Consider the following 21,933-nt stretch of genomic DNA (forward strand, 5'->3'; position numbering starts at 1 on the left):
GTCAGCGCCGCCAGAACGAGCGCGTGAACACGACCAGTACCGTTATTATCTCCAGTCGCCCGGCCCACATCAGGAGAATCATCACCACTTTCGTCGTGTCGGGCAACATCAGATACGACCCGAACGGCCCCAGTCGGCCGAACGCCGGGCCGATGTTGCCGATAGCCGCCAGACTCGCACCGATGGCCTCCATCGGCGTGAGTGCGATACCGACGCGAGCGGCGTCGAGGACGATGAACACCGCCGCCACGCCGAACAACAGCAGGTACAGGAGCGTGAAGCCGACGACGCCCCGAATCGCCTCCTCGTCGACGACGACGTCGCCGAGTTTGACCGGCGAGACGGCGTCCGGATGGCTCGCGTGGAACAGTTCCCGCCGGAGCGTCTTCAGGACGATGAGCCACCGGACCACCTTGACACCGCCGCCCGTCGACCCGGCGGACCCGCCGACGAACATCACCAGTAGCAAGACGAGTTGGCCGTGGGCCTCCCACTGTGCGAAGTCGCTGGTGGCGTACCCGGTCGAGTTCATCAGCGACCCGACCTGAAACGCCGCCTGCCGCAGGGCGTTCTCCAGTGCACCCTCCGTGGTCCCACCGACGGCGAGCGTCGGGGCCGCACCCGAGAACAGGAGGCCGAACAGGACGGCGGTGAAGACGGCCGTCGCGCCCGCGTAGGCGCGGAACTCGGTGTCCTCGAAGACGGTGCCCACCTCGCCGTCGAAGAGGTACCAGAACAGCGCGAAGTTGGTGCCGGCGACGACCATGAACGGGATGACGACCCACTGCACCGCCGCCGAGAACGCGGCGATACTCTCGGCCTTCGTCGAGAACCCGCCGGTCGGCAGCGTCGAGAAGGCGTGGGCGATAGCGTTGTACAGGTCCATGTTCGGCGCGTAGCCGGTCAGGTGCAGGCCGTAGAGGAGGACGGCCAGCAACACCGTGAACGCGAAGTACGCCTGCCAGAGGATGCGTGCCGTCTCGCTGATGCGCGGCGTGAGTTTCTCCAGCGTCGGTCCGGGTGCCTCCTCGCTGATGAGTTGCGCACCGTTGACAGCCAGTTCGGGCAGGATGGCGACCATCAGGACGATGATACCCATCCCGCCGAGCCACTGGGTCACCTGCCGCCACATCATGACGGCGTGCGAGTGGGCGCCGACGCCGATTTCGCCCATCACGGTCGCACCGGTGGTCGAGAAGCCGGACATGGACTCGAAGAGAGCGTTCACCGGGTCCGCGAGCGTCGACTCGGTGCCCATCCCCGCCAGCACGTACGGCACCGCCCCGACGACGGTGACCGCGAGCCACGTGAGCGCGACGAACAGGAGCGCCTCCCGTTCGCGGAGTTCGGTCCCGGGGTCCAGTCGTTCGACGGCCAGTCCGAGCAGGACAGTGCCGACGATAGAGACGCCGAAGACGCCCGCGTCCTCGCCGTAGACGAGCGCGACGACGAGGGGGACGAGCATCGCCACCGAGAGGTACTTCACGACGGTGCCGGTGAGCGCGACGCTCTTGCGCCAGTCGACGATGGTGTTCATCTGTCGGCTCCAGTAGCGCCGACGCGCGAACGCTCTGTCCCTGTGTGACGCCGTCGCGCCGACCCCACACGTCGGCCCGACAGCGCCGCGACGCCCGTAACACCGGTCATCAGTCTCATCGTGTGGTGACGAGGGGAGCCTATTAAAACCGCCAGAGTCGACAGTGGTCCGAGCCACGGTCGACCGCGGCGACCCCCACCACCGACACGCTAAACCGACGCGCACACGACATCTCGAACGGATGCCCCGCGACGCCTTCGAGGACAGGCTCACTCGCCTCCGGGCCGACGTGGCCGCGCTCGGCACCGACGTCGTCGGCCGACTCGACCGCGCCACGACGGCCTACGAGCGGCGTGACCCGGACGTGGGGCGGGCCGTGGCGACGACGGACGACGCCGTCAACGAGCGGTATCTCGCGCTCGAACGGGAGTGCATCGACCTGCTGGCGCTGTACCAACCGGTCGCCTCGGACCTCCGCGTGGTCGTCGCGTCGTTCAAGATACTCACCGACGTCGAACGGGTCGCCGACCTCGCGGCCAACCTCGGTGGGTACGTCGAGGCGATGGAGTCTGACACCATCCCGAACGTCCCCATCGCGGACATCGCCGACATGGCGCTGGCCCAACTCGACGGCGCGCTGACTGCCTACGAGGACGGTGACGCCGAGCGCTGTCGCGAGGTGGCGGCCGCCGACACCGACTTGGACCAGCGCTGTGGGGCCGCCGCCGACGACCTCGTCCGGACGCTCGCCCGTCACTCCCCGGCCGACGGGGACACCGAGGCGCTGCTGGCCGACACCAAGCGGTACCTCCTGGCGGTGCGAGACTTAGAGCGGGCCGGCGACCACGCCGTCAACGTCGCCGCCCGCACGCTGTACATGGTGGAGGGGAGTCACGAACTCGTCTACTGACCGCGTCGCCCGTCACGGCGATTACCGGGAGCTACGTAGCTCTCGGGAGGTGTATATTGAGAGAAGGGAAAGGCTGATACGCCCGGCCGGGGGAGTCCCGACCATGCCACGCGAATCGTATCAGGAGCTTCTCGAATCGCTCCGCGAGGACGTCCTCTACATGTCGGAAGTCGTCCTCGACCGGTTGCGACTGGGGCTGAGTGCCCTCGAACAGAAAGACGAAGAGATGGCCTGGCAGGTCATCGACGGCGACGACGAGGTCAACCAGCTCTATCTCGACCTCGAACAGGACTGTATCGACCTGCTAGCCCTCCAGCAACCGGTCGCCTCGGACCTCCGGTTCATCGCCGCGTCGTTCAAGATTATCACCGACCTCGAACGCATCGGTGACCTCGCGACCAACCTCGGCGAGTACTCGCTGGAGGCCGAACGCGACGTGTACCCGGAGGTCGACATTCAGGAGGTCGCAGAAGTCGTCATCGAGATGGTCGAGAACGCGATGGACGCCTACGACCGCGAGGACTCCGACCTCTGTTACACCATCGCCGACACCGACGACGAGGTCGACGAGCGCTGTGAGACGGCCTCGGAGACGGTCGTCCGCGACCTCATCGAACGCGAGATAGACGCCGACTCGACTGACTCCGACATCGAGCAACTGATGGCCGACGTCTCGCGGTTGCTGCTGACGATTCGGGACATCGAGCGGGTCGGCGACCACGCCGTCAACATCGCCGCCCGCACCCTGTACATGGTCGAGAACGACGACGACCTCATCTACTGACTGCGCTCGAACTGCTCGGCGGTCGGTGTCGGGGACTCGGCTCCGTCGCCCTCGGCGACCTGCAACCCACCGGACTCCTCGCGACCGAGGAGTTCGCGCTGCGGGTACGGAATCTTGATGCCCGCCTCGTCTAGGGCCCGTTTCACCTCGCGGACGACGGCGGCCTTCGTCATCGCTCGTTTGGCGGCGCTCGGGTGGTCTATCCAGAACCGACACTCCAGCACGACGGCCGAGTCGCCGAACGACTTCGGGACGACCTGTGGCGTCGGGTTCGAGAGGACCCCAGAGACGTCGTCGAGAACGTCGCCGAGGACGGCCTCGGCCGCCTCGACGTCGGCGTCGTAGTCGACGCCCACGTCCACCGACAGGCGGAGGCGTTCGAGACTCGTCCGGTTGGTCACCGTCGCGTTCGAGACGACGTCGTTCGGGATGACTATCTCCTCGCCGGCAGCGTTGCGCATCCGCGTGTTGATTATCGTGATGTCCGTGACGATGCCCTCGTCGCCGTCGATGGCCACCCAGTCGCCGATTTCGAACGGTCGGGCGAACATCAGCACGAACCCGGCGATGAGCGACCCGATGGTCGACCGGGCGGCCGTCCCGACGACGATGCCGAGGAAGCCAGCGCCGACGGCCAGACTCCCCAGCGGAACGCCCCAGACGGTCAGCGTGGCGAGGCCCGCCGCCAGCAACACGGCTATCTGGAGGACCCGGAAGACGATGCCCTGCTGGTGCTGGTTCAGGGCGTCGGACTCCTCGGCGTACTGTTCGATGGCCGTCTCCAGGACGTCGATACCGGCCAGCGTGCCACCGACGAGCACGATGGTCGCGAGCCCCTGTGCCAGCGTCGGAATCAGCCCGGCCATCGTCGCCACCGCGACGGCCGCGAGGTCGACGAACCCCCAGACGACCAGCACCGCGAGCACGGCACCCAACGCCACCGCGAACTGGAGGCTTCGCACCACCGCAGTGACGGGCAACTGCCAGTCGAACTCCGGTGGCTCGAACGGCACCCTGTCGCTCCCGAACACGAGGTACTTCACCGAGCGGTGGACGGCCACGACGACACGCGGCGCGAGGACGATAGCCGTCACGAGCGCTGCGAGCAACAGCACGACTGTCGCCGCCACCCGAGCCTCCGTGGTGACGAACCCCTCCAGAAACGCCCTGAAATCGGCGACGTAGTTCACGACTATCCGCACCAGCGTCCCTCTGGGTTAAAAATCCGTCCGTCACGGTATCAGTCGCTGAAAGCGGGTCGGCGACGAGCGTCTCGACGCTGGCGTCCGCTCAGCGCGGCGTCTCGACCGCGTCGTCGCCGACGAGGCCGTCGTCGGTGATGCTGAACTGGACGGTGTCGCCGGCGGGTTTCGCGCGGTGTTTCTCCAGCGTGGCACGGCGGTTGCCGCCCCGGAAGCGGTCCAGTCGGAGGATGGCGCCCGACCAGTGGTTCAGCGTGTGGCCGCCCAGCGCCGTCGACCGGTCGCTGTCGGGGTCGGTGAACACCTGATTCGTGAACATGACCGCGATGTCGTGTTTGCGGGCCAGCGAGAGGAGGTGCGTTATCTGTCTGGCCACGTCGCGGAGCGTCTCGCCGCCGTCCTCGTCGTCGCGCCGCAGTCGGTAGAAGCCCGTGGCGCTGTCCAGCACGACCAGTTCGATTTCGGCCGCGAACTCGGCGGCGTCCTGTACGGCCTCGGTCTGCTCGTCGTAGTCGTACACCTCCGAGACGATGAGGCGGCCGGCGAGGTCGTCGACCGTCTGGTTCGGCCCGGCGCGCCCGCGAGCGATCTGTTCCATCCGGTCGGGCGAGAGCCCCTCCGTGTCGATGTAGAGGGCGGCGTCGCCACCGGCGGCGACGTCGAGCGCCGCGGACAGCGCGAGGTTCGTCTTCCCGGCCGCCGGCGGCCCGTACACCTGCGTGACGGCGCCGCGCTCCAGTCCCCCTCCCAACAACTCGTCCAGCGGGTCACAGCCGGTCGAGACGTGGTCGCTCACGGTGCAGTCTTCGACGCGTTCGGATAAAAACGCTCTCACCTGTGTGCAGTCGAGATATCGGTCCGACGCGCCCTCGGCGGCGTCGGGGTCGGGCCGGTCGCTGGTAGCGAAGGGCGATACGGCCGGCCCGTCGCAGACGCGACGAAAGCCGGCCCCTCGTCAGTGCGTCACGGTGCCACCCGTACCGGCCGGACAACCCCACGACCCAGCACTCGTAAGTGGTTACCGACCCAAGTCCAGTGCGTGATAGTCGTCGCGACGGGTGACTTCGAGGTGTACCACGGCGTGGTCACGGAGCTACGGGACCGCGGCGTGACCTTCACCACCATCGAACCCGACGACGACTGGCCCGAGGAGACCGAGGTGGCAGTGGTCGCGGCGGGCGAGGACGTCGAGGTCCCGGAGGACGTCGACGTCGTCCACGCCGACCCGGACCGGCCCCGACGGGCCGTGGAGGCCGCCATCGAGACGCTCCGCGGCGAGACCGGCCGGACCGTCGTCGGCATCGACCCCGGCGACAGACCCGGTATCGCGGTCCTACACGGCGAGATGGTCGTCGCCACGTTCCAGGTGCCGGCCGCCGACGCCGCCGACGTCGTCGGCCGAGAGGTCGAGGACGCCGTCGACCCCCTCGTCCGCGTCGGCGACGGCGCACGACTGGTCGGGTCCCGCGTCATCGACGACATCGAGGACGTGCCGGTCGAACTGGTCGACGAGACGGGGACGACGCCGTATCTGGGCAGCGGCGCCCGCGGGATGGGGGACGTGCTCGCGGCGGTGAACATCGCTCGACTGGAGGGCGAGGAGATAGTCAGCCGCGATGTCGAACCGACGCCCGGCGAACTCCAGCGCATCAAGGACCGCTCGCGCGAGGCCAGCGACACCAACCGGGCCATCGACGCCGAACTCGCCCGGCGAGTCGCGGACGGCGACCTCACCATCGAGGACGCGCTGGCGGAACACCGCGGCGAGGACACCGACCGCGACGGTCCGGACCCGACCGAACGCTAGTTTTCGTCCTGCTGGACCCGCTGTTCTGCCCGCCGGAGTACCTCGCGGACCGGCAGCCCCGTCGACTCGGCGACGGCCGCCGCGTCGTCGAACTCCGCGCTCACGTCGTAGACGTGGCCGTCGACGTCGCTCGCGACCTTCACCGCCACCGCGTACTCCTCGCCGTCGACGGTCACCGTCGCCGTCTCGAAGGTCCGGTCGGCGACCCAGCGGTGGCCGGCGCCGTGTTCTCGCACGCCCAGTGTCCCCGTCTCCTCGGCGAGTCGGCGGGCGACCCGGTCGGCGTCCTCGGGCTTGCAGACGACCTTCACGAGGTGACCGGGTCGGGACTTCTTCATCGTCGCCGGCAGGACCGAAACGTCCCGCGCGCCCACGTCCCCGAGCGAGCGCTGGAGGTCGCCGAGCAGTTCCGGCGGCGCGTCGTCGAGGTTCGTCTCGAGGACGGTGATGTCGTCTCGACGGAGGCGACTCTCGCCCTGCCCGACCATCGCTCGGAGGACGTTCGGGCGGTCCTCGAAGGTCCACCCGCCGGCCCCGTACCCAGAGCTATCGACGGTCAGCGTCGGCAGTCGGTCGACGCCCTCGGCGACGTGAGCGAGGATAGCCGCGCCCGTCGGGGTGAGGAGTTCGGCGTCGAGGGGGCCGCCCTGGAGCGACCAGTCGGCCCGTTCGGCTATCTCGACGACGGCCGGCGTCGGCACCGGGTAGGTCCCGTGGCTCATCTCGACGGTGCCGCCGCCGGTCGCCAGCGGCGTCGTCACCACGCGGTCGACGCCGAGGTCGTCCAGCAGGAGCGCCGCGCCCACGACGTCCGCGATGGCGTCGTCGGCCCCGACCTCGTGGAAGTGCGTGTCGTCGAGGTCGGTGCCGTGGACCGACGCCTCGGCCGCGCCGAGAACCTCGAAGGTGGCGAGCGCGTCGGCCTCGACGGCGTCTGGCAGGTCCATCGCCTCGACGATGTCGACCACCTCGGCGTAGCTTCGAGTGGGGCCGTGGCCTTCGGCGTGCGTGTGGTCGTCGTGGTCGTGGCTGTGGTCGTGTGAGTGGCCCGCGTCGTGGTCGTGGCTGTGGCCGTCGTCCTCGTCGGCGTCGTCCGCGTCGGTCAAAAGGACCTCGACGCGCGTGGCACCGATGCCGTTGCGGTCGACCGTCGAGACGGCGTACTCGACGTCGAGTGCGGCTTCGACGGGGGCGAGGACGGTCCGGTCGGCACCGGCGGCGAGGAGCGCACCGAGAAGCATGTCGCCGGCGGCGCCCATCCGACCGTCGAAGGCGAGTGTTCGCATGGTCGGACCCTCGCACCCGCCGGAGAAAAGGCCTGCTACAGCGGCCTCAGGAGCGCCGGACGATGTGGACGTCGTAGGCGTCCTCTTCCGCCAGTTCGGCGATGGGGACCACGACGTCCTCCGTGTCCGCGCTCCCGAGGAAGACGACGCTCGCGTCTACGTCCCGGGCGACCTGTCGGACCGTCTCGGAGAGTTCGTTCGCCGAGTACGCGCTCACGTCCTCGTAGTTGAGTTCGGCGTCGTCGGTCGATTCCTCTATCTTCCGCCGGAGGTCCGAGGCGGCCGTCTCGGCGGCGAAGTCCTCGTGGGGGTCGACCCGGCGGCGGCGCTGGGCGTAGTCCGACCCCGTCGGGACGAGACTGACGGCGACGACGTCGACGTCCATCGCGGCGGCGTAGGTCACCGCACGGTCGAGTGCGGCCTCTGCGAGCGACGACCCGTCGAAGGGGACGAGAAATACCATACCGGCGCTATCGCGCCCAGCCTTATCAAACGCGGCGGTGGCGGCAGTCGGTGTAGCGTATCGACCGGCGACCGAGCGGCGAGCGGACGGGCGGACCGGGACGAGGGTCGGGCCGAACGCGTCGAGAACGCGGCGCCGTCGGGCGTCGGCTGACGCGTGGTAGCAGTTCACATATAAACCCGTCGCTGTCGCGTCCTGCCCGCCGGTAGCATAAAGCATATCTCTCGTGCTACCCGAGTTCTCCCTAGCTCGACTCTACTATGAACGAAGTGCAACTGGAAGTGGCGAAGGCGTACCCGAACGACTCGGGACGCGGCATCGCCCGCCTCGACCCCGACACGTTGCTGCATCTCAAACTCTCGCCCGGAGACATCATCGAAATCGAGGGGAGCGACACGACGGCCGCGAAGGTGTGGCGTGCCGACCGGCAGGACTGGAACACCGACACGGTGCGTATCGACGGCTTCACGCGGCAGAACGCCGACGTGGGCATCGGCGAGCGGGTGACCATCCGCAAGGCCGAGGCCGAGAAGGCCGACAAACTGGTGCTCGCACCGCCGGAGGAGGCGTCGGTGCAGTTCGGCTCCGACGCCGCCGGCATGGTCAAGCGCCAGATTCTGAAGCGGCCGGTCGTCGAGCGCGACATCGTCCCGGTGATGTCCTCGACGAACCACCCGTTCATGCGCTCGCCCGGACAGGCCATCCCGCTCATCGCCGTCGAGACGGAACCCGAGGGCGTCTGTCTCATCACCGAGGACACCGAGGTCGAACTCCGCGAGGAACCCATCTCGGGCTTCGAGAAGACCGGCGGCGGCATCACCTACGAGGACATCGGCGGTCTCCAGAACGAGATTCAGCGGGTCCGCGAGATGGTGGAACTGCCGATGAAACACCCCCAGATATTCAAGAAACTCGGCATCGAGCCGCCACAGGGGGTCCTGCTCCACGGCCCGCCGGGCACGGGCAAGACCCTGCTCGCGAAGGCCGTCGCCAACGAGACCTCCGCCAGTTTCTTCTCTATCGCCGGGCCGGAGATAATCTCGAAGTACTACGGGGAGTCCGAACAGCAACTCCGGGAGATATTCGAGGACGCCAGCGAGGAAGCGCCCGCCATCATCTTCATCGACGAACTGGACTCCATCGCGCCCAAACGCGAGGACGTCACCGGCGAGGTCGAGCGCCGGGTCGTCGCCCAGTTGCTGACGATGATGGACGGCCTCGAATCGCGGGGCCAGGTCATCGTCATCGCCGCGACCAACCGCGTCGACTCGGTCGACCCCGCGCTTCGCCGCCCGGGCCGCTTCGACCGCGAGATAGAGATCGGCGTCCCCGACGAGGTGGGCCGGGAGGAGATACTCCAGATACACACCCGCGGGATGCCCCTCTCGGACGACGTCAACCTCGCGAAGATGGCGACCGACACCCACGGCTTCGTCGGCGCCGACATCGAGAGTCTCACGAAGGAGGCCGCGATGAAGGCACTGCGGCGGTACCTCCCCGAAATCGACCTGGACGAGGAGGACATCCCGCCGAGCCTCATCGACCGCATGATAATCAAGCGCGAGGACTTCAAGGGGGCGCTCAACGAGGTCAGCCCCAGCGCGATGCGGGAAGTGCTCGTCGAGTTGCCGAAGGTGTCGTGGGACAGCGTCGGCGGCCTCGACAGCGCCAAAGAGCAGGTCCAGGAGGCCGTCGAGTGGCCGATGAACTCGCCCGAGAAGTTCGAGCGCATGGGCGTCACGCCACCCTCGGGCGTCCTGCTGTACGGCCCGCCGGGGACCGGGAAGACGCTGATGGCGAAGGCCGTCGCCAACGAGACGGACGCCAACTTCATCTCGGTGCGTGGCCCGCAGCTGCTCAGCAAGTGGGTCGGCGAGAGCGAGAAGGCCATCCGCCAGACGTTCCGGAAGGCCCGACAGGTGGCTCCGACGGTCATCTTCTTCGACGAACTCGACTCGCTCGCGCCGGGCCGGGGTGGCGACATGGGCTCGAACGTCTCCGAACGCGTCGTCAACCAGCTGCTGACCGAACTCGACGGGCTGGAGGAGATGGAGGACGTGATGGTCATCGGCGCGACCAACCGCCCGGACATGATAGACCCGGCGCTCATCCGCTCGGGCCGGTTCGACCGCCTCGTCATGATCGGCGAACCCGACGTCGAGGGCCGCGAGCAGATACTGAAGATTCACACCGACGACACGCCGCTGGCACCCGACGTCAGCCTGCGTGAACTCGCCGAGCGCTCCGACGGGTTCGTCGGCTCCGACCTCGAGTCCATCGCCCGCGAGGCCGCTATCGAGGCCCTGCGCGAGGCCGACGACGCCGAGGAAGTGGAGATGCGGCACTTCCGGCAGGCCATGGACAGCGTCCGACCGACGATTACGGACGACATCCGCGAGTACTACGAGCAGATGCAAGAGGAGTTCAAGGGCGGGTCCAGCCCGCAGCGACAGGCCGGCAGCGGCGGTCGCATCGGCTTCCAGTAGCGCGCACCGCCTTTTCACCGCTGGCGAGTCACGGCAGTTGACTGGCGACGTCCGTCACACCGCGAGCGGCTTCGCTGTCTCACCGACGGACCGGAGGGGTTATACGCCACAGTGTGCGAGGTGGACGTAGGCGGCACGGTCGGACAGCAACCTTTCGACCCGCCGTGGTTTCCACCGCGGGCCACGCTGTCCGTCCTACCCCGTCTCTCTAACATCGACGAGCGACGGCGTTCGCCGGGTGTGGGCCGTAGACGAGTCCTTCTGAGCCGCTGGACCCAGCGGAACGGGCCGAGAAATTACGCCGACCGACGGCGACCGGTCGACGGCGTGACCGGACGAGAAAGAGCGTACCGTGGTGACGCCGCTACAGTTCGCCCAGTTTCCGGAGGAGTTGACCGCGGTACTCCTCGTCGGCCTGCACGCCCTTCAGTTCGAGGACGTTCCGCTCTAGCTTATCGAGCGCGACGTTGAACGCCGTCGAGGCGCCGTACCCCTCGCCGGAACCGGCGGCCTGCCCCTTGTTGGTCCGGAGGCGAATCTGGCACTGGATGAGCGGCGTGCCGCGGAGTTTTTCCTTGTGTTCGTGGAACCGGACGTGGGCGTGCTGGACCTGCATCGCCTGGTACTTGTCGGCGACGTCGCCGATGTCGGCCCGGATGTCCTCGCGACTGATGGTGTCCAGCAGTGAGATGTTGGTAATCTGGACGTCCATGTGGTCCTCCTCGGTGTAGGTCAGTGCCCGGAGGACGTCCGTCTTGGTGAGGATGCCGACGACGTGGCTGTCGTCGTCGTCCGCGGTCACCGCCAGTCCGGCGAAGTCGTTCTCCAGCATCCGCTCGACGGCGTCGCGCACCGAGTCGCCGAGGTTGGCCGTCTCGACGGGGCTGTTCATCACGTCGTAGACCGGCAGGTCGAGGACCCGTTCGATTTCGCCCGAGCGGTCGCCCCGCGTGGCCTTGTTCATGTCCCTGACGACGACGTCGACGATGTCGTGTCGGGTGACCATCCCCGTGAGAGACTCGGTGTCGTCTAGCACCGGCAGTCGGGAGATGCCGTGCTTCCGGAGGAGGTTGACTACCTGCCCGACGTTGGTGTCCTCCCGGATGGTGATGACGTCCTCGGTGTATATCTGGTCGATAGTCAGCGCATCCAGGTTCTCGAGGACCGCTTCGAGGATGTCGTCCTCGGTGACGATGCCCCAGAGGTCGTCCCCCTGGAACACCGGGGCAATCTTCGTCCCGCCCTCGACCAGGACGCGCGCGACCTCGCGCACGTCGTCGGTTCGCTCGACTTTCGGCGCCGAGCGAGTCATCGCCCCCGCCTTCGCGTCGTCCTCGACGTGGGACTGGACCAACTGCTTCTGCGTGATGACGCCAGCGTACGCACCGTCCTCGGTGACGATGATGCCCTTCGGGTTCTCCCGTTCGAAGATGGAACGGACCTTCCCGAGGCGCTTGTTGGCGTCGACCTCGACGAACTCTCTGGTGGCGATGTCAGCAATGTCCATCGTGCTTCACGTCCGCAGATTCTACGTGAAGGGTTATCAAGGTTGGTTTACTTCCCGAGTCGCGAGAGGTGGGCCAAACTTTAGGAACCCCGGGCCGTCTGTCAGATATGCTTCCCGACATCGGTGTGTTTGGCCCCTACACGTATCTGGTGACGGAGGTGGTCTGGGGGACCGTCGCGCTGGTGTTGCTGTGGCGGGCCGACGCCCTCCGTCTCGCCGGCCGGACCATCGTCGTGCTCTACCCGGTCGCGTACGTCTGGGACTGGTACACCCTCGAAGTGGGCGTGTTCGCCATCCGACTTCGGACCGGCGTCGACCTGCTTGGCATCCCTATCGAGGAACACATCTTCATGGTCGTCGTCCCGGCACTCGTGTTGGGTATCCACGAGAACCTCCGTCGCCGCGACGAGTCCTGAGGTCGTATCACACACCGTAGATGTGGACTTCCGGTCGTTAGCCTATCCACGAGACGAGTCAACGCTGGTAACTATCGAGATTCGGGCCCGACGACGTCGTGCGGTTATTAGGAGTATATATTCTCCCGAGACGTGCATACACTTCCCACAGAACGTATATGTGGCTTCGACTTCATGATTTCACACAGACATGAGTCAGGACACGCCGACGCCCCGAATCGAACTGTACGTCCGGTCGCTGCTCCCGGACGGGGCCCACGAGCGACAGGAAGCCGTCATCGACCACCTCGACCGACTCGACCGTGAGGACGAAATCGCCGGGTACAACGTCGTCGTCTGGGGGAAGCAGATAGCTCCCGAGTCGGCCGCCGCCAACACCGAAGAGGGGAAGTACATCCTCAACCGCGTCGCCGAGTTCCGACAGTGGGCGCTCTCGAGCAACGTCTCGCTGGAGTCGTTCTACCAGACCAGCGAGGTCGAGTCGGAGGTCACCGACGGCGCGTACGACGCGATGGTCCTCCCGGTCATGGGACTGGCCGAGTACCACGACGGCGAACTCGCACACGTCGCGCCCTGCACGGACGGCGACGTCGTCCACACGATTATGGACCGGGTCGAGCGCCTCGAGAACGGTGCACCACCGGCGCTCGAACAGACCGCCGCCGACGTGAGTATCGTCTGACCTTACGCCTCCGTTCTGAGCGTCTCGACGTACGGCCCGACGGCCTCGGCGTCGGCCAGTTCGTCCAGTACCACGTCGGCGTCCACCGCCAGCACGTAGGCGGGTCGACCTTTGCCCGTCGCGGACGTCGTCTGGTCTTTCTCCAGTAGCCCGTCGTCGGCCAGCGACCGCAGCGCCGAGATGACTTCCTGCCGCTCGACGCCGCCGAAGGGGTCCCGGCTCAGGTCGTCGAGGTGAGCCTTCGCCGCCTGCGTCACGTCGTAGGAGTGCGCCGGCGTCTCGTCCGCCAGCGACAGTTCCACGACTGACAGGAGCACGAACTGTTCGAACGACCGCGTCGACCGGAGAGTCTCCTCCATATATGTCGCTACGCTGGCTCGTCTAAGAAACTACTGGAACGTTCCCGTGCGTGGGATATCGGGGGGTTGCCTCACGGTTCTACGTGGGCGAGGCTATCCACGTCGCGTCGGTCGACGAGCGCCGGAACGCGTTGCTCGGCGGTGAGCGTCGCGAGAACGGAGATGGGTTCGGGCGGATTTGAACCGCCGGCCTCCTCCATGTCAAGGAGGTGTCATAACCGACCTAGACCACGAACCCTCGCTGCCTCGTACACTTCCCTGTTGCCGGGGGGTATAATTGAAGGTTTCGAATTCCGGACCCGAACGTCGTCTGTTGATTGTGCCCACACGTCTCCGAGACGGTGGTCGGCCCGATAGCCTTAAGTCAGTGTACGGATTTGTACATCACAACACGAAATAGCTCATTGGTGAATGTCATGCAGGAGTACATCGAACGCGTCACAGACGGCGAGGACTTGACACAGGACGAGGCACGCGAGGTCGCGACGCTCGTCTTCGAGGAAGCGACGGAGGCCCAAATCGGCGCGCTGTTGACCGCGCTCCGGGCGAAAGGCGAGACGGAGAGCGAGATTGCCGGGTTCGCAGAGGGGATGCGTGACGCCGCCCGGACCATCGAACCGGACCGCGAGGGACTGGTCGACACCTGCGGGACCGGCGGCGACGACTACGACACCATCAACGTCTCCACGACGAGCGCCATCGTCGCGGCGGGTGCGGGCGTCCCAATCGCGAAACACGGGAACTACTCGGTGTCGTCGTCCTCGGGTAGCGCGGACGTGCTGGAAGTGGCCGGCGTCGACGTCGACGCCGAACCGCCGGCCGTCGAGGAACGCATCGAACGCGACGGCATCGGCTTCATGCTCGCCCCCGTCTTCCACCCCGCGATGAAGGCCGTCATCGGGCCGCGAAAGGAACTCGGGATGCGAACCGTCTTCAACATCCTCGGACCGCTGACGAACCCCGCCGACGCCGACGCGCAGGTGCTGGGCGTCTACGACCCGGACCTCGTTCCGGTCATGGCCGAGGCGCTGGCCCGACTCGACGTCGAGCGAGCGCTCGTCGTCCACGGGAGTGGGATGGACGAAATCGCCATCCACGGCGAGACGACCGTCGCCGAGGTGACCGGCGACTCCATCTCGGAGTACAGCATCACACCCGAAGACATCGGACTGGAGACCCACGACATCGAGGCCGTCGCCGGCGGGTCTCCCGAGGAGAACGCCGAGGACCTGCGCGGCATCGTCTCCGGCGAGGTCACCGGCGCGAAACGCGACATCATCCTCGCGAACGCCGGCGCGGCCATCTACGTCGCCGGCGTCGCCGAGACGCACACGGAGGGCGTCGAACTCGCCCGAGAGGCCATCGACTCGGGCGCGGCCGCCGAGAAGCTAGAGGACCTCGTCGGCGCATGACGCGAGTCAAGATGTGTGGCGTAACCACCCCCGAGGACCGCGACGCCGTCGTCGCGGCGGGGGCCGACGCCGTCGGCGTCATCCACGGCGTCCCCGTGGACACGCCCCGAGAGGTCGACGAGGACACCGCCGCGGCCCTCGTCGACGGGGTCCCACCGCTGGTGACCAGCGTCCTCGTGACGATGCCGACGACGGTGCAGGAGGCCGTCGTCCGCGTCGACGAAGTCGACCCCGACGCCGTACAGGTCCACGACGGCCTCACGCCGCCGGAACTGGGCGCGCTCTCTCGGCGCGTCACACAGCAGATTATCGCGGTCGTGGACGCCGAGGCCGACGCCCTCGCCGACTACGCCGCCCACGCCGACGCCCTCCTCGTGGACTCCGTCGACGACGAAGGTGCGGGCGGCACCGGCGAGACCCACGACTGGGAGCGGACCCGCGAACTGGTCGATAGCGTCGACTTGCCGGTGATTCTCGCGGGCGGCCTCACGCCCGCGAACGTCGCCGAGGCCGTCGAGACGGTGCGGCCGTTCGCCGTCGACACGGCGAGCGGCGTGGAGTCGAGCGGCGGCGTGAAAGACCACGACGCCGTCGAGCGGTTCGTCGCGGCCGTGGCAAGCGCCGACGCGGAGGTGTCGGCGTGACCCTCGATATCTCTCGCGAGGCGTTCGTCGAGTACGCCGAGGCCGACCGGCCGGTGGTCGTCCGGGCCGCGGCCGAACTCGACGTCGACGTCGAACCGCTGGCGGCGTACGCGGCCCTGTCGGGTCGCACCAGCGACGTCGAGTCGAGCGACTACACATTCCTCTTAGAGAGCGCCGAGAAAGTCGCCTCCAGCGACCCCGACGGCGCGTTCGCCCCGGAGACCGACGACCGACACGCCCGCTTCTCCTTCGTCGGCTACGACCCGCGAGCGGTCGTGACGGTGACCGGCGAGGAGAGCGACGTCGAGGTGTTCGACGACCGCTACGCCGACCTCGTGACCACCGACGGCGGCGACGTGGTCGACGACCTGCGGGCGGCGATGCCGGACGTGGAACTGCGCGGGTTCCCCGAGATGGACCGCCAGCACCTCGAAGGTGGCCTCGTGGGCTTCCTCTCCTACGATGCCGTCTACGACCTGTGGCTGGACGAGGTCGGACTGGACCGGCCGGACTCGCGGTTCCCGGACGCCCAGTTCGTCCTGACGACGGCGACGCTCCGGTTCGACCACGTCGAGGAGAGCGTCGAACTGGTGTTCACCCCCGCTGTGCGCGTGGGCGAGGACGCCGGCGCGCGATACGACGAACTCGTCGCCGAGGCCGAGCGTGTCGAAGCGGCGCTCTCGGGGGCCGACGACCTCTCGACCGGCGGGTTCACCCGCGAGGCCGAGGTGGCCGGTCCGCAGGACGAGTACGAAGACGCCGTCGAACGCGCGAAAGAGTACGTCCTCTCGGGCGACATCTATCAGGGCGTCATCTCCCGGACTCGCGAACTGTACGGCGACGTCGACCCACTCGGTCTGTACGAGGCGCTCCGCGAGGTCAACCCCTCGCCGTACATGTACCTGCTCGGGTACGACGACCTGAGCATCGTCGGCGCGAGTCCCGAGACGCTGGTCTCGGTGGCCGGCGACCGCGTCGTCTCGAACCCCATCGCGGGCACCTGCTCGCGGGGGAACTCGCCCGTCGAGGACCGGCGACTGGCCGGCGAGATGCTCGCCGACGGGAAGGAACGGGCCGAACACACGATGCTCGTCGACCTCGCGCGAAACGACGTCCGGCGGGTCGCCGAGGCCGGGTCGGTGCGGGTAGAGGAGTTCATGAACGTCCTGAAGTACAGCCACGTCCAGCACATCGAGTCGACGGTCACGGGGACGCTGGCCGAGGACTGCGACGCCTTCGACGCCGCGCGAGCGACGTTCCCCGCGGGCACGCTCTCGGGCGCGCCGAAGATTCGCGCCATGGAGATAATCGACGAACTCGAACGCTCACCTCGGGGCCCGTACGGCGGCGGCGTCGGCTACTTCGACTGGGACGGCGACACCGACTTCGCCATCGTCATCCGGTCGGCCACTATCGAAGACGGCGTCTCGCTCCCGGACGCCGCGCCGGACGCCGACGAGCGCTACGACCGCGTGACGGTACAGGCCGGCGCCGGCATCGTCGCCGACTCCGACCCGGAGAGCGAGTACGTCGAGACCGAACAGAAGATGGACGGCGTGCTGGCGGCCGTAGAGCGCATCGAGACGCCCACCGGTGCCGTCGTCGGCGACGCGGAGGGAGACAGATGAGCGCACGGGAACCGGCCACGGACGACGCGCTCTCCGACCTGCGGGTGCTGTTCGTCGACAACTTCGACTCCTTCACCTACAACCTCGTCGAGTACGTCTCCGAACACGCCGAGACGGAGGTCGTCCGCAACACGGCCACACTGGAGGAAGTGCGAGCGTTCGACCCCGACGCCATCGTCCTCTCGCCGGGGCCGGGACACCCGAAGAACGACCGGGACGTCGGCGTGACGATGGACGTCCTCCGGGAACTGAGTCCCGAGATTCCGACGCTGGGCGTCTGTCTCGGCCTCGAAGCGGCGGTGTACGCCTACGGTGGCACCGTCGGCCGCGCCCCCGAACCGATTCACGGGAAGGCGTTCCCCATCGACCACGACGGGGAGGGCGTCTTCCGCGGCTTAGAACAGGGGTTCCAAGGTGGCCGCTATCACTCGCTGGTCGCCGACGAGGTGCCCGACGCGTTCGACGTGACGGCCACGACGACGACGGAGGACGGAACCGAACTCGTGATGGGCGTCCGTCACCGCGAGTACCCTATCGAAGCGGTGCAGTTCCACCCCGAGTCAGTGCTGACCGCGGTGGGCCACGACGTCATCCGGAACTTCCTCGACGGCGTCTAGAACGCGACGTTGAAGCCGAGGATGCCCAGTACCCACAGCACCGTCACGGCGACGATAGCGAGGATGACCAGTCGCCACGCGACTTTCATCACGAACCGTCCCACGAGCAACACGAGTGCGATGAGGACCAGTCCGACGAGCAACGACGGCGGCGACCCGAGCGGCCCTAGCTGCAACAGCGAGAGCATACGGGAGGGAACGCGAGACGGACACATATACTTCGTGGCTAGTTGGTAACTGGCCCGCACCGCAAGACGGCACCGTTGTTACCCGAGAATCGCCAGACTGCGTAGCGTCTGACGCACAATATTCCCCGAAAATATAGGCGGAAAGAAATTCGAATCTCCACCCGAAACCCCCGCCGATTTCTACTGGATTTCGGGTCGCAGTCCTGCGGTTGGTGGTGGGAACATTTTACTTTCACTGCGGTCTACTCACCATTAAGGAGTGACCGACGTTGCTAGTGGTCGTACACGGCCGCGCCGTGCGCGTCGTCGGAACGGACCGACAACCACCGTAGTACCGACTCTCTGATAGCTACGGAATCTGATAGAAGTTGGAGAAAGCAAGGGTTATACGCCATCCATGAATACGTATTCGCCGCCAGAAATGACAGGAACTCGGTCAGCAGTCGAGAGGGGTATCGACCGGCAGACGGACGCTGTCGGGGGGAGGTCCGACGTATGAGCGACGCAGAGCTCTCCGCCGACGAACTCACGCTGCCTATCAAGCGTACCGACGGGGATACCATCGAGGAGCGACTGACGGGCAACGCCTACAACAACATTCTGCCTGCTCGCTATCTGCGGAAAGACGCGAACGGCGACCTCGTCGAGGACCCGGAAGACCTCTTCGAACGGGTCGCGAAGAACATCGCGCTCGCCGAGGCCGTCTTCGAGGCCGAGAAGCGCGACGTCGAGGTCACGGTCACGCCCGACCAACTCAAGCCCGACCACCCGCGCCGCGACGAACTCGCCGCCGAGGTGTTCGGCAAGGGGACTACCGCCGACGACGACGCCGAGACGACGCTCTCGGTGTACAACGTCAACAAGTTCGCCTACGAGACGGTCGTCCCGGAACTCCCCGAGGACGTGCGCGAGCACGTCGAGGAGACGGCCGGCGCGTTCCGAGAGCAGATGGAACAGCTCTCCTTCATGCCGAACTCGCCGACGCTGATGAACGCCGGCGACGAACTGCAGCAGCTCTCGGCCTGTTTCGTCGACTCGCCGGCCGACGACATCGACGACATCCACCAGACCGCCAAGGAGGCGGCACAGGTGTTCCAGTCCGGCGGTGGCATGGGCTACGCGTTCTGGAAGCTCCGCCCGTACGGCGACCCCGTCGGCTCCACCGGCGGCATCGCCTCCGGGCCCATCACGTTCATGCGGACCTACGACCAGATGTGCGAGACCATCGCACAGGGCGGGGCCCGCCGCGGTGCCCAGATGGGCGTCATGCGCGTCTCCCACCCCGACGTCATCCAGTTCATCCACGCCAAGAACAAGGACGTCTCGCTGGCCGAGACGCTCCGCCTGAACGACCCCGACGACTTCACGCACAACTCTTTCGCCGAGGCACTGGAGGAGGCCCGCGAACTCATCGACGAGGACGGCAAAGTCCCGAAACACCTCCGGAACGCCGTCGAGGGCCACCTCTCGAACTTCAACATCTCCGTCGGCATCACCGACGACTTCATGGACGCCCTCCAGAACGGCGAGGAGTTCACCTTCACCAACCCGCGCACCGAGGAACCCCACGTCGCCACCGCCGAGACCAAGGAACTGTACGAGATGTTCGACCTCGGCGAGTACGTCGAGGTCGGCGAGGAACTGTCCATCCCCGCCGAGAAGCTCTGGGAACGCATCGTCGAGGGCGCCCACGAGAACGGCGAACCGGGCGTCATCTACCTCGAACGCGTCAACAAGCAGCACTCCTTCGACGTCGAGGAGCACCCCGAGCACCAGATTCTCGCGACCAACCCCTGTGGCGAACAGCCACTGGAGGAGTACGAGGCCTGTAACCTCGGGCACATCAACCTCTCGACGCTGGCGGACTTCGACGCGCCGGACTACCGCATCTGGGCCGAGGAACACGCCGACGAGTACGACACACAGGAGGCCGCCATCTCGGCGTTCTTAGACGAGGCGCTGGACGTGGACGAACTCGACCAGCGCATCGAACTCGGCACCCGCTTCCTCGAGAACGTCGTCACGATGTCGGACTTCCCGGTCGAGAAGATAGAGCAGAAGGTCCGAGAGATGCGCAAGATCGGCCTGGGCATCATGGGACTGGCCCAGCTGTACATCCAGCTCGGCGTCGAGTACGGCTCCCCCGAGGCGAACGAGATCGCCCGCCAGGTGATGCGCCACATCAACCACGGCTCGAAGCAGGCCAGCCGCGAACTCGCAGAGGACCGCGGCACCTTCGAGGAGTGGGACAACTCGAAGTACGCGAACCCCACGGAGTACCGCGAGTGGTTCGAGAAGCAGACCGGCGAGGACGCCGACGACTGGGCCGACGGCTTCCCCATCCGCAACCACAACACGACGACCATCGCGCCCACCGGCACCACCTCGATGATAGGCAACACCACCGGCGGGTGTGAGCCCATCTACAACGTCGCCTACTACAAGAACGTCTCCGACGACGTGCAGGGCGACGAGATGCTCGTCGAGTTCGACGACTACTTCCTCCGCGCGCTGGAGGACAACGACATCGACGTCGAGGCCGTCAAGCAGGAGGCCCAGGAGCAGATGGCCAACAACGAGTTCGACGGCGTCGACGGGCTGACGACGGTGCCCGACGCCATCGGCGAACTGTTCGTCACGACCGGCGACCTCTCCGCACAGGACCACGCCGGCGTGCAGGTCGCCTGTCAGGAGGGCGTCGACTCCGCCATCTCGAAGACGGTGAACGCCCCGAACGACTCCACCGTCGAGGACGCCGCCGAAGTGTTCGAGTACATCTACGAACACGGCGGCAAGGGCGTCACCTACTACCGCGACGGCACCCGCTCGAAGCAGGTGCTGACCACCCGTGCCCAGAACACCGAATTCTCGGACATGGACACCGAGGAACTGGTCGCCCAGCTCGAGGAGATGTTCGGCGGCATCGAGGGCTTCCTCGAGGACGAGGCTGTCCAGGCCGCCTTAGACGAGTCCGTCGAGGGGATGCTCTCTGTCGCGGACGGCGAGCAGTCCGACTTCGCCCGCAAGCGCTCGCGGCCGGACGTGCTCCACGGCGTCACCCAGCGCATCGACACCGGCTACGGGAAACTGTACGTCAACATCAACGAGGACCCCGAGGCCGAGCGCCCCTTCGAGCTGTTCGCCAACATCGGCAACAGCGGTGGCTTCACCGCCTCCTTCACCGAGGCGCTGGCGAAGACCATCTCGACGGCGCTGCGGTCGGGCGTCGACCCAGAGGAGATAGCCGACGAACTGCAGGGCATCCGTTCGCCGAAGGTCGCCTGGGACAAGGGCGAGCAGATTCAGTCGATCCCGGACGCCATCGGCACGGCCCTGCGCCGCTACCTCGACGGCGACGTCGACAAGGCCTACCCCCAGCAGGTCACGCTGGAGGAGACGGCCGAGGACGAGGAGAAAGAGCGTGACGCCGCCACCCAGACGGACGGCGGTCCGGCGGCCCAGCCCAGCGGAACCCAGACCGTCGACGGTCCGAACGCCGACGCCGGCACGGCCGGCGACCAGCAGGAACTCATCGACGCCGGCGAGAGCCCCGAGTGTCCCGACTGTGGGTCGCTCTCGCTGTACTACTCGGAGGGCTGCAAGACCTGCGAGTCCTGTGGCTGGTCCGAGTGCTGAGGTAGCGACGGCCAGACGGAGCGTGTGACACCGGAGCCCGTTTTTCATCCGCCCGACGCGGTTCGTTATCGGAACTCGACCACGTCGTAGACGCCGGTCACGCCAGTCTCCTCGACGCTCGCGGTCACGTCGTCGCCCTCTTCGGCGGCCGTGTCGGCGACGAGTGTCACCGGTTCGATGGGCGTCCGCCGGAAGAAGGCGACGACCCGTTCGAGCCACGACGGGCGGCCGCCCTTCCGACAGACGAGGACGTATCGGGAGTCGGCCAACGAGCGCAGGTCGGGGTCTAACTCGTAGTCGTCGAGGTCCTCGGGCGGGACGACGTGGACGACCTCGCCCGTAATCGTCTCGGTCATACCGGAGAGACGG

At 67.0% G+C, this 21,933-nt stretch carries 21 protein-coding genes and 1 tRNA gene; 11 read left to right on the plus strand and 11 right to left on the minus strand.

The window, feature by feature from the left end; all coding sequences use genetic code 11:
• Position 1: 1 nt before the first annotated feature.
• A complete protein-coding gene (locus EGH21_RS22040; protein ID WP_220620564.1) occupies positions 2–1,537 on the minus strand; it encodes a TrkH family potassium uptake protein in 1,536 nt (511 codons plus the stop codon).
• Between the two features lie 241 nt (positions 1,538–1,778).
• On the opposite strand from EGH21_RS22040, the gene phoU (EGH21_RS22045) reads away from it, so the two are divergent.
• Together phoU (EGH21_RS22045) and phoU (EGH21_RS22050) are read left to right on the plus strand one after the other, a co-directional pair.
• On the plus strand, positions 1,779–2,447 hold the full coding sequence (gene phoU / locus EGH21_RS22045; protein WP_220620565.1) for a phosphate signaling complex protein PhoU: 669 nt from the start codon (positions 1,779–1,781) through the stop codon (positions 2,445–2,447).
• A gap of 103 nt (positions 2,448–2,550) precedes the next feature.
• Positions 2,551–3,231 carry a phosphate signaling complex protein PhoU gene (gene phoU, locus EGH21_RS22050; RefSeq protein WP_220620566.1) on the plus strand — a complete coding sequence of 227 codons (681 nt, stop codon included), beginning with the start codon at positions 2,551–2,553 and terminating at the stop codon, positions 3,229–3,231.
• On the opposite strand, the gene EGH21_RS22055 is transcribed toward phoU (EGH21_RS22050), so the two are convergent.
• Together EGH21_RS22055 and radB are read right to left on the minus strand one after the other, a co-directional pair.
• On the minus strand, positions 3,225–4,421 hold the full coding sequence (locus EGH21_RS22055) for a mechanosensitive ion channel family protein (protein WP_328765742.1): 1,197 nt from the start codon (positions 4,419–4,421) through the stop codon (positions 3,225–3,227). The two genes, phoU (EGH21_RS22050) and EGH21_RS22055, sit on opposite strands and share 7 nt — an antisense overlap.
• 100 nt (positions 4,422–4,521) lie before the next feature.
• Positions 4,522–5,229, minus strand: a complete 708-nt coding sequence (gene radB / locus EGH21_RS22060; protein WP_220620567.1) for a DNA repair and recombination protein RadB — start codon at positions 5,227–5,229, stop codon at positions 4,522–4,524.
• A gap of 243 nt (positions 5,230–5,472) precedes the next feature.
• Here radB and EGH21_RS22065 point away from each other — a divergent pair, with 243 nt between their 5' ends.
• Positions 5,473–6,240: a hypothetical protein gene (locus EGH21_RS22065; protein WP_220620568.1), complete on the plus strand. Its 768-nt coding sequence runs from the start codon at positions 5,473–5,475 to the stop codon at positions 6,238–6,240.
• Here the strand turns inward: EGH21_RS22065 and larC are convergent.
• Entirely contained in the window at positions 6,237–7,526 is a 1,290-nt protein-coding gene (gene larC, locus EGH21_RS22070) for a nickel pincer cofactor biosynthesis protein LarC (RefSeq protein ID WP_220620569.1), read from the minus strand. The two genes, EGH21_RS22065 and larC, sit on opposite strands and share 4 nt — an antisense overlap.
• Before the next feature lie 46 nt (positions 7,527–7,572).
• Positions 7,573–7,989 (minus strand): universal stress protein, encoded by a 417-nt coding sequence (locus tag EGH21_RS22075; protein ID WP_220620570.1) that lies wholly within the window; start codon positions 7,987–7,989, stop codon positions 7,573–7,575.
• 260 nt (positions 7,990–8,249) lie between these two features.
• Between EGH21_RS22075 and EGH21_RS22080 the strand changes: the two genes are divergently transcribed.
• Positions 8,250–10,475 (plus strand): CDC48 family AAA ATPase, encoded by a 2,226-nt coding sequence (locus EGH21_RS22080; RefSeq protein ID WP_220620571.1) that lies wholly within the window; start codon positions 8,250–8,252, stop codon positions 10,473–10,475.
• A 364-nt stretch (positions 10,476–10,839) separates the two neighbouring features.
• Here the strand turns inward: EGH21_RS22080 and EGH21_RS22085 are convergent, their stop codons facing one another.
• Positions 10,840–11,982 carry a CBS domain-containing protein gene (locus tag EGH21_RS22085; protein WP_220620572.1) on the minus strand — a complete coding sequence of 381 codons (1,143 nt, stop codon included), beginning with the start codon at positions 11,980–11,982 and terminating at the stop codon, positions 10,840–10,842.
• A 107-nt stretch (positions 11,983–12,089) separates the two neighbouring features.
• On the opposite strand from EGH21_RS22085, the gene EGH21_RS22090 reads away from it, so the two are divergent.
• Both EGH21_RS22090 and EGH21_RS22095 read left to right on the plus strand, forming a co-directional pair.
• On the plus strand, positions 12,090–12,398 hold the full coding sequence (locus EGH21_RS22090; RefSeq protein ID WP_220620573.1) for a lycopene cyclase domain-containing protein: 309 nt from the start codon (positions 12,090–12,092) through the stop codon (positions 12,396–12,398).
• A 190-nt stretch (positions 12,399–12,588) separates the two neighbouring features.
• Positions 12,589–13,080 (plus strand): HTH domain-containing protein, encoded by a 492-nt coding sequence (locus EGH21_RS22095; RefSeq protein WP_220620574.1) that lies wholly within the window; start codon positions 12,589–12,591, stop codon positions 13,078–13,080.
• A 2-nt stretch (positions 13,081–13,082) separates the two neighbouring features.
• On the opposite strand, the gene EGH21_RS22100 is transcribed toward EGH21_RS22095, so the two are convergent.
• From EGH21_RS22100 to EGH21_RS22105, 3 genes are all read right to left on the minus strand, one after another.
• On the minus strand, positions 13,083–13,439 hold the full coding sequence (locus tag EGH21_RS22100; RefSeq protein ID WP_220620575.1) for a helix-turn-helix domain-containing protein: 357 nt from the start codon (positions 13,437–13,439) through the stop codon (positions 13,083–13,085).
• Positions 13,440–13,510: 71 nt separating this feature from the next.
• Complete coding sequence (locus EGH21_RS24515; RefSeq protein WP_268899104.1) at positions 13,511–13,639, minus strand: hypothetical protein; 129 nt, start codon at positions 13,637–13,639, stop codon at positions 13,511–13,513.
• Positions 13,603–13,677, minus strand: a tRNA-Val gene (locus tag EGH21_RS22105). The genes EGH21_RS24515 and EGH21_RS22105 overlap by 37 nt, the downstream gene beginning before the upstream one ends.
• A gap of 178 nt (positions 13,678–13,855) precedes the next feature.
• On the opposite strand from EGH21_RS22105, the gene trpD reads away from it, so the two are divergent.
• From trpD to trpG, 4 genes are read left to right on the plus strand one after another with little or no spacing between them, the layout of a single operon-like run.
• A complete protein-coding gene (trpD, locus tag EGH21_RS22110; protein WP_220620598.1) occupies positions 13,856–14,851 on the plus strand; it encodes an anthranilate phosphoribosyltransferase in 996 nt (331 codons plus the stop codon).
• Entirely contained in the window at positions 14,848–15,495 is a 648-nt protein-coding gene (locus EGH21_RS22115) for a phosphoribosylanthranilate isomerase (protein WP_220620576.1), read from the plus strand. Before trpD ends, EGH21_RS22115 begins: the two co-directional genes overlap by 4 nt.
• Positions 15,492–17,123: an anthranilate synthase component I gene (trpE, locus tag EGH21_RS22120; RefSeq protein WP_220620577.1), complete on the plus strand. Its 1,632-nt coding sequence runs from the start codon at positions 15,492–15,494 to the stop codon at positions 17,121–17,123. Before EGH21_RS22115 ends, trpE begins: the two co-directional genes overlap by 4 nt.
• Positions 17,120–17,740, plus strand: coding sequence for an anthranilate synthase component II (trpG, locus tag EGH21_RS22125; protein ID WP_220620578.1), 621 nt, complete (start codon positions 17,120–17,122; stop codon positions 17,738–17,740). Before trpE ends, trpG begins: the two co-directional genes overlap by 4 nt.
• Here the strand turns inward: trpG and EGH21_RS22130 are convergent.
• Positions 17,737–17,928, minus strand: coding sequence for a DUF8029 family protein (locus EGH21_RS22130; RefSeq protein WP_220620579.1), 192 nt, complete (start codon positions 17,926–17,928; stop codon positions 17,737–17,739). The genes trpG and EGH21_RS22130 overlap by 4 nt on opposite strands.
• 495 nt (positions 17,929–18,423) lie before the next feature.
• Here EGH21_RS22130 and EGH21_RS22135 point away from each other — a divergent pair, with 495 nt between their 5' ends.
• Positions 18,424–21,564 (plus strand): adenosylcobalamin-dependent ribonucleoside-diphosphate reductase, encoded by a 3,141-nt coding sequence (locus tag EGH21_RS22135; protein WP_220620580.1) that lies wholly within the window; start codon positions 18,424–18,426, stop codon positions 21,562–21,564.
• A 65-nt stretch (positions 21,565–21,629) separates the two neighbouring features.
• Here the strand turns inward: EGH21_RS22135 and EGH21_RS22140 are convergent, their stop codons facing one another.
• Positions 21,630–21,920, minus strand: coding sequence for a DUF7526 family protein (locus EGH21_RS22140; protein WP_220620581.1), 291 nt, complete (start codon positions 21,918–21,920; stop codon positions 21,630–21,632).
• Positions 21,921–21,933 lie beyond the last annotated feature (13 nt).

The sequence above is a fragment of the Haloarcula rubra genome (genome assembly GCF_019599465.1).
Taxonomy (GTDB): domain Archaea; phylum Halobacteriota; class Halobacteria; order Halobacteriales; family Haloarculaceae; genus Haloarcula; species Haloarcula rubra.

What these genes read in the sequence shown, in the direction of transcription:
- EGH21_RS22080 (WP_220620571.1), top strand. Translation starts at nt 8,250, where the DNA reads ATGAACGAAGTGCAACTGGAAGTGGCGAAGGCGTACCCGAACGACTCG.
- EGH21_RS22100 (WP_220620575.1), bottom strand. Translation starts at nt 13,439, where the DNA reads ATGGAGGAGACTCTCCGGTCGACGCGGTCGTTCGAACAGTTCGTGCTC.
- EGH21_RS22115 (WP_220620576.1), top strand. Translation starts at nt 14,848, where the DNA reads ATGACGCGAGTCAAGATGTGTGGCGTAACCACCCCCGAGGACCGCGAC.
- larC (WP_220620569.1), bottom strand. Translation starts at nt 7,526, where the DNA reads ATGCGAACACTCGCCTTCGACGGTCGGATGGGCGCCGCCGGCGACATG.
- EGH21_RS22040 (WP_220620564.1), bottom strand. Translation starts at nt 1,537, where the DNA reads ATGAACACCATCGTCGACTGGCGCAAGAGCGTCGCGCTCACCGGCACC.
- EGH21_RS24515 (WP_268899104.1), bottom strand. Translation starts at nt 13,639, where the DNA reads ATGGAGGAGGCCGGCGGTTCAAATCCGCCCGAACCCATCTCCGTTCTC.
- EGH21_RS22140 (WP_220620581.1), bottom strand. Translation starts at nt 21,920, where the DNA reads ATGACCGAGACGATTACGGGCGAGGTCGTCCACGTCGTCCCGCCCGAG.
- trpG (WP_220620578.1), top strand. Translation starts at nt 17,120, where the DNA reads ATGAGCGCACGGGAACCGGCCACGGACGACGCGCTCTCCGACCTGCGG.
- EGH21_RS22130 (WP_220620579.1), bottom strand. Translation starts at nt 17,928, where the DNA reads ATGCTCTCGCTGTTGCAGCTAGGGCCGCTCGGGTCGCCGCCGTCGTTG.
- phoU (WP_220620565.1), top strand. Translation starts at nt 1,779, where the DNA reads ATGCCCCGCGACGCCTTCGAGGACAGGCTCACTCGCCTCCGGGCCGAC.
- trpD (WP_220620598.1), top strand. Translation starts at nt 13,856, where the DNA reads ATGCAGGAGTACATCGAACGCGTCACAGACGGCGAGGACTTGACACAG.
- phoU (WP_220620566.1), top strand. Translation starts at nt 2,551, where the DNA reads ATGCCACGCGAATCGTATCAGGAGCTTCTCGAATCGCTCCGCGAGGAC.
- EGH21_RS22090 (WP_220620573.1), top strand. Translation starts at nt 12,090, where the DNA reads ATGCTTCCCGACATCGGTGTGTTTGGCCCCTACACGTATCTGGTGACG.
- EGH21_RS22135 (WP_220620580.1), top strand. Translation starts at nt 18,424, where the DNA reads ATGAGCGACGCAGAGCTCTCCGCCGACGAACTCACGCTGCCTATCAAG.
- EGH21_RS22095 (WP_220620574.1), top strand. Translation starts at nt 12,589, where the DNA reads ATGAGTCAGGACACGCCGACGCCCCGAATCGAACTGTACGTCCGGTCG.
- EGH21_RS22075 (WP_220620570.1), bottom strand. Translation starts at nt 7,989, where the DNA reads ATGGTATTTCTCGTCCCCTTCGACGGGTCGTCGCTCGCAGAGGCCGCA.
- EGH21_RS22085 (WP_220620572.1), bottom strand. Translation starts at nt 11,982, where the DNA reads ATGGACATTGCTGACATCGCCACCAGAGAGTTCGTCGAGGTCGACGCC.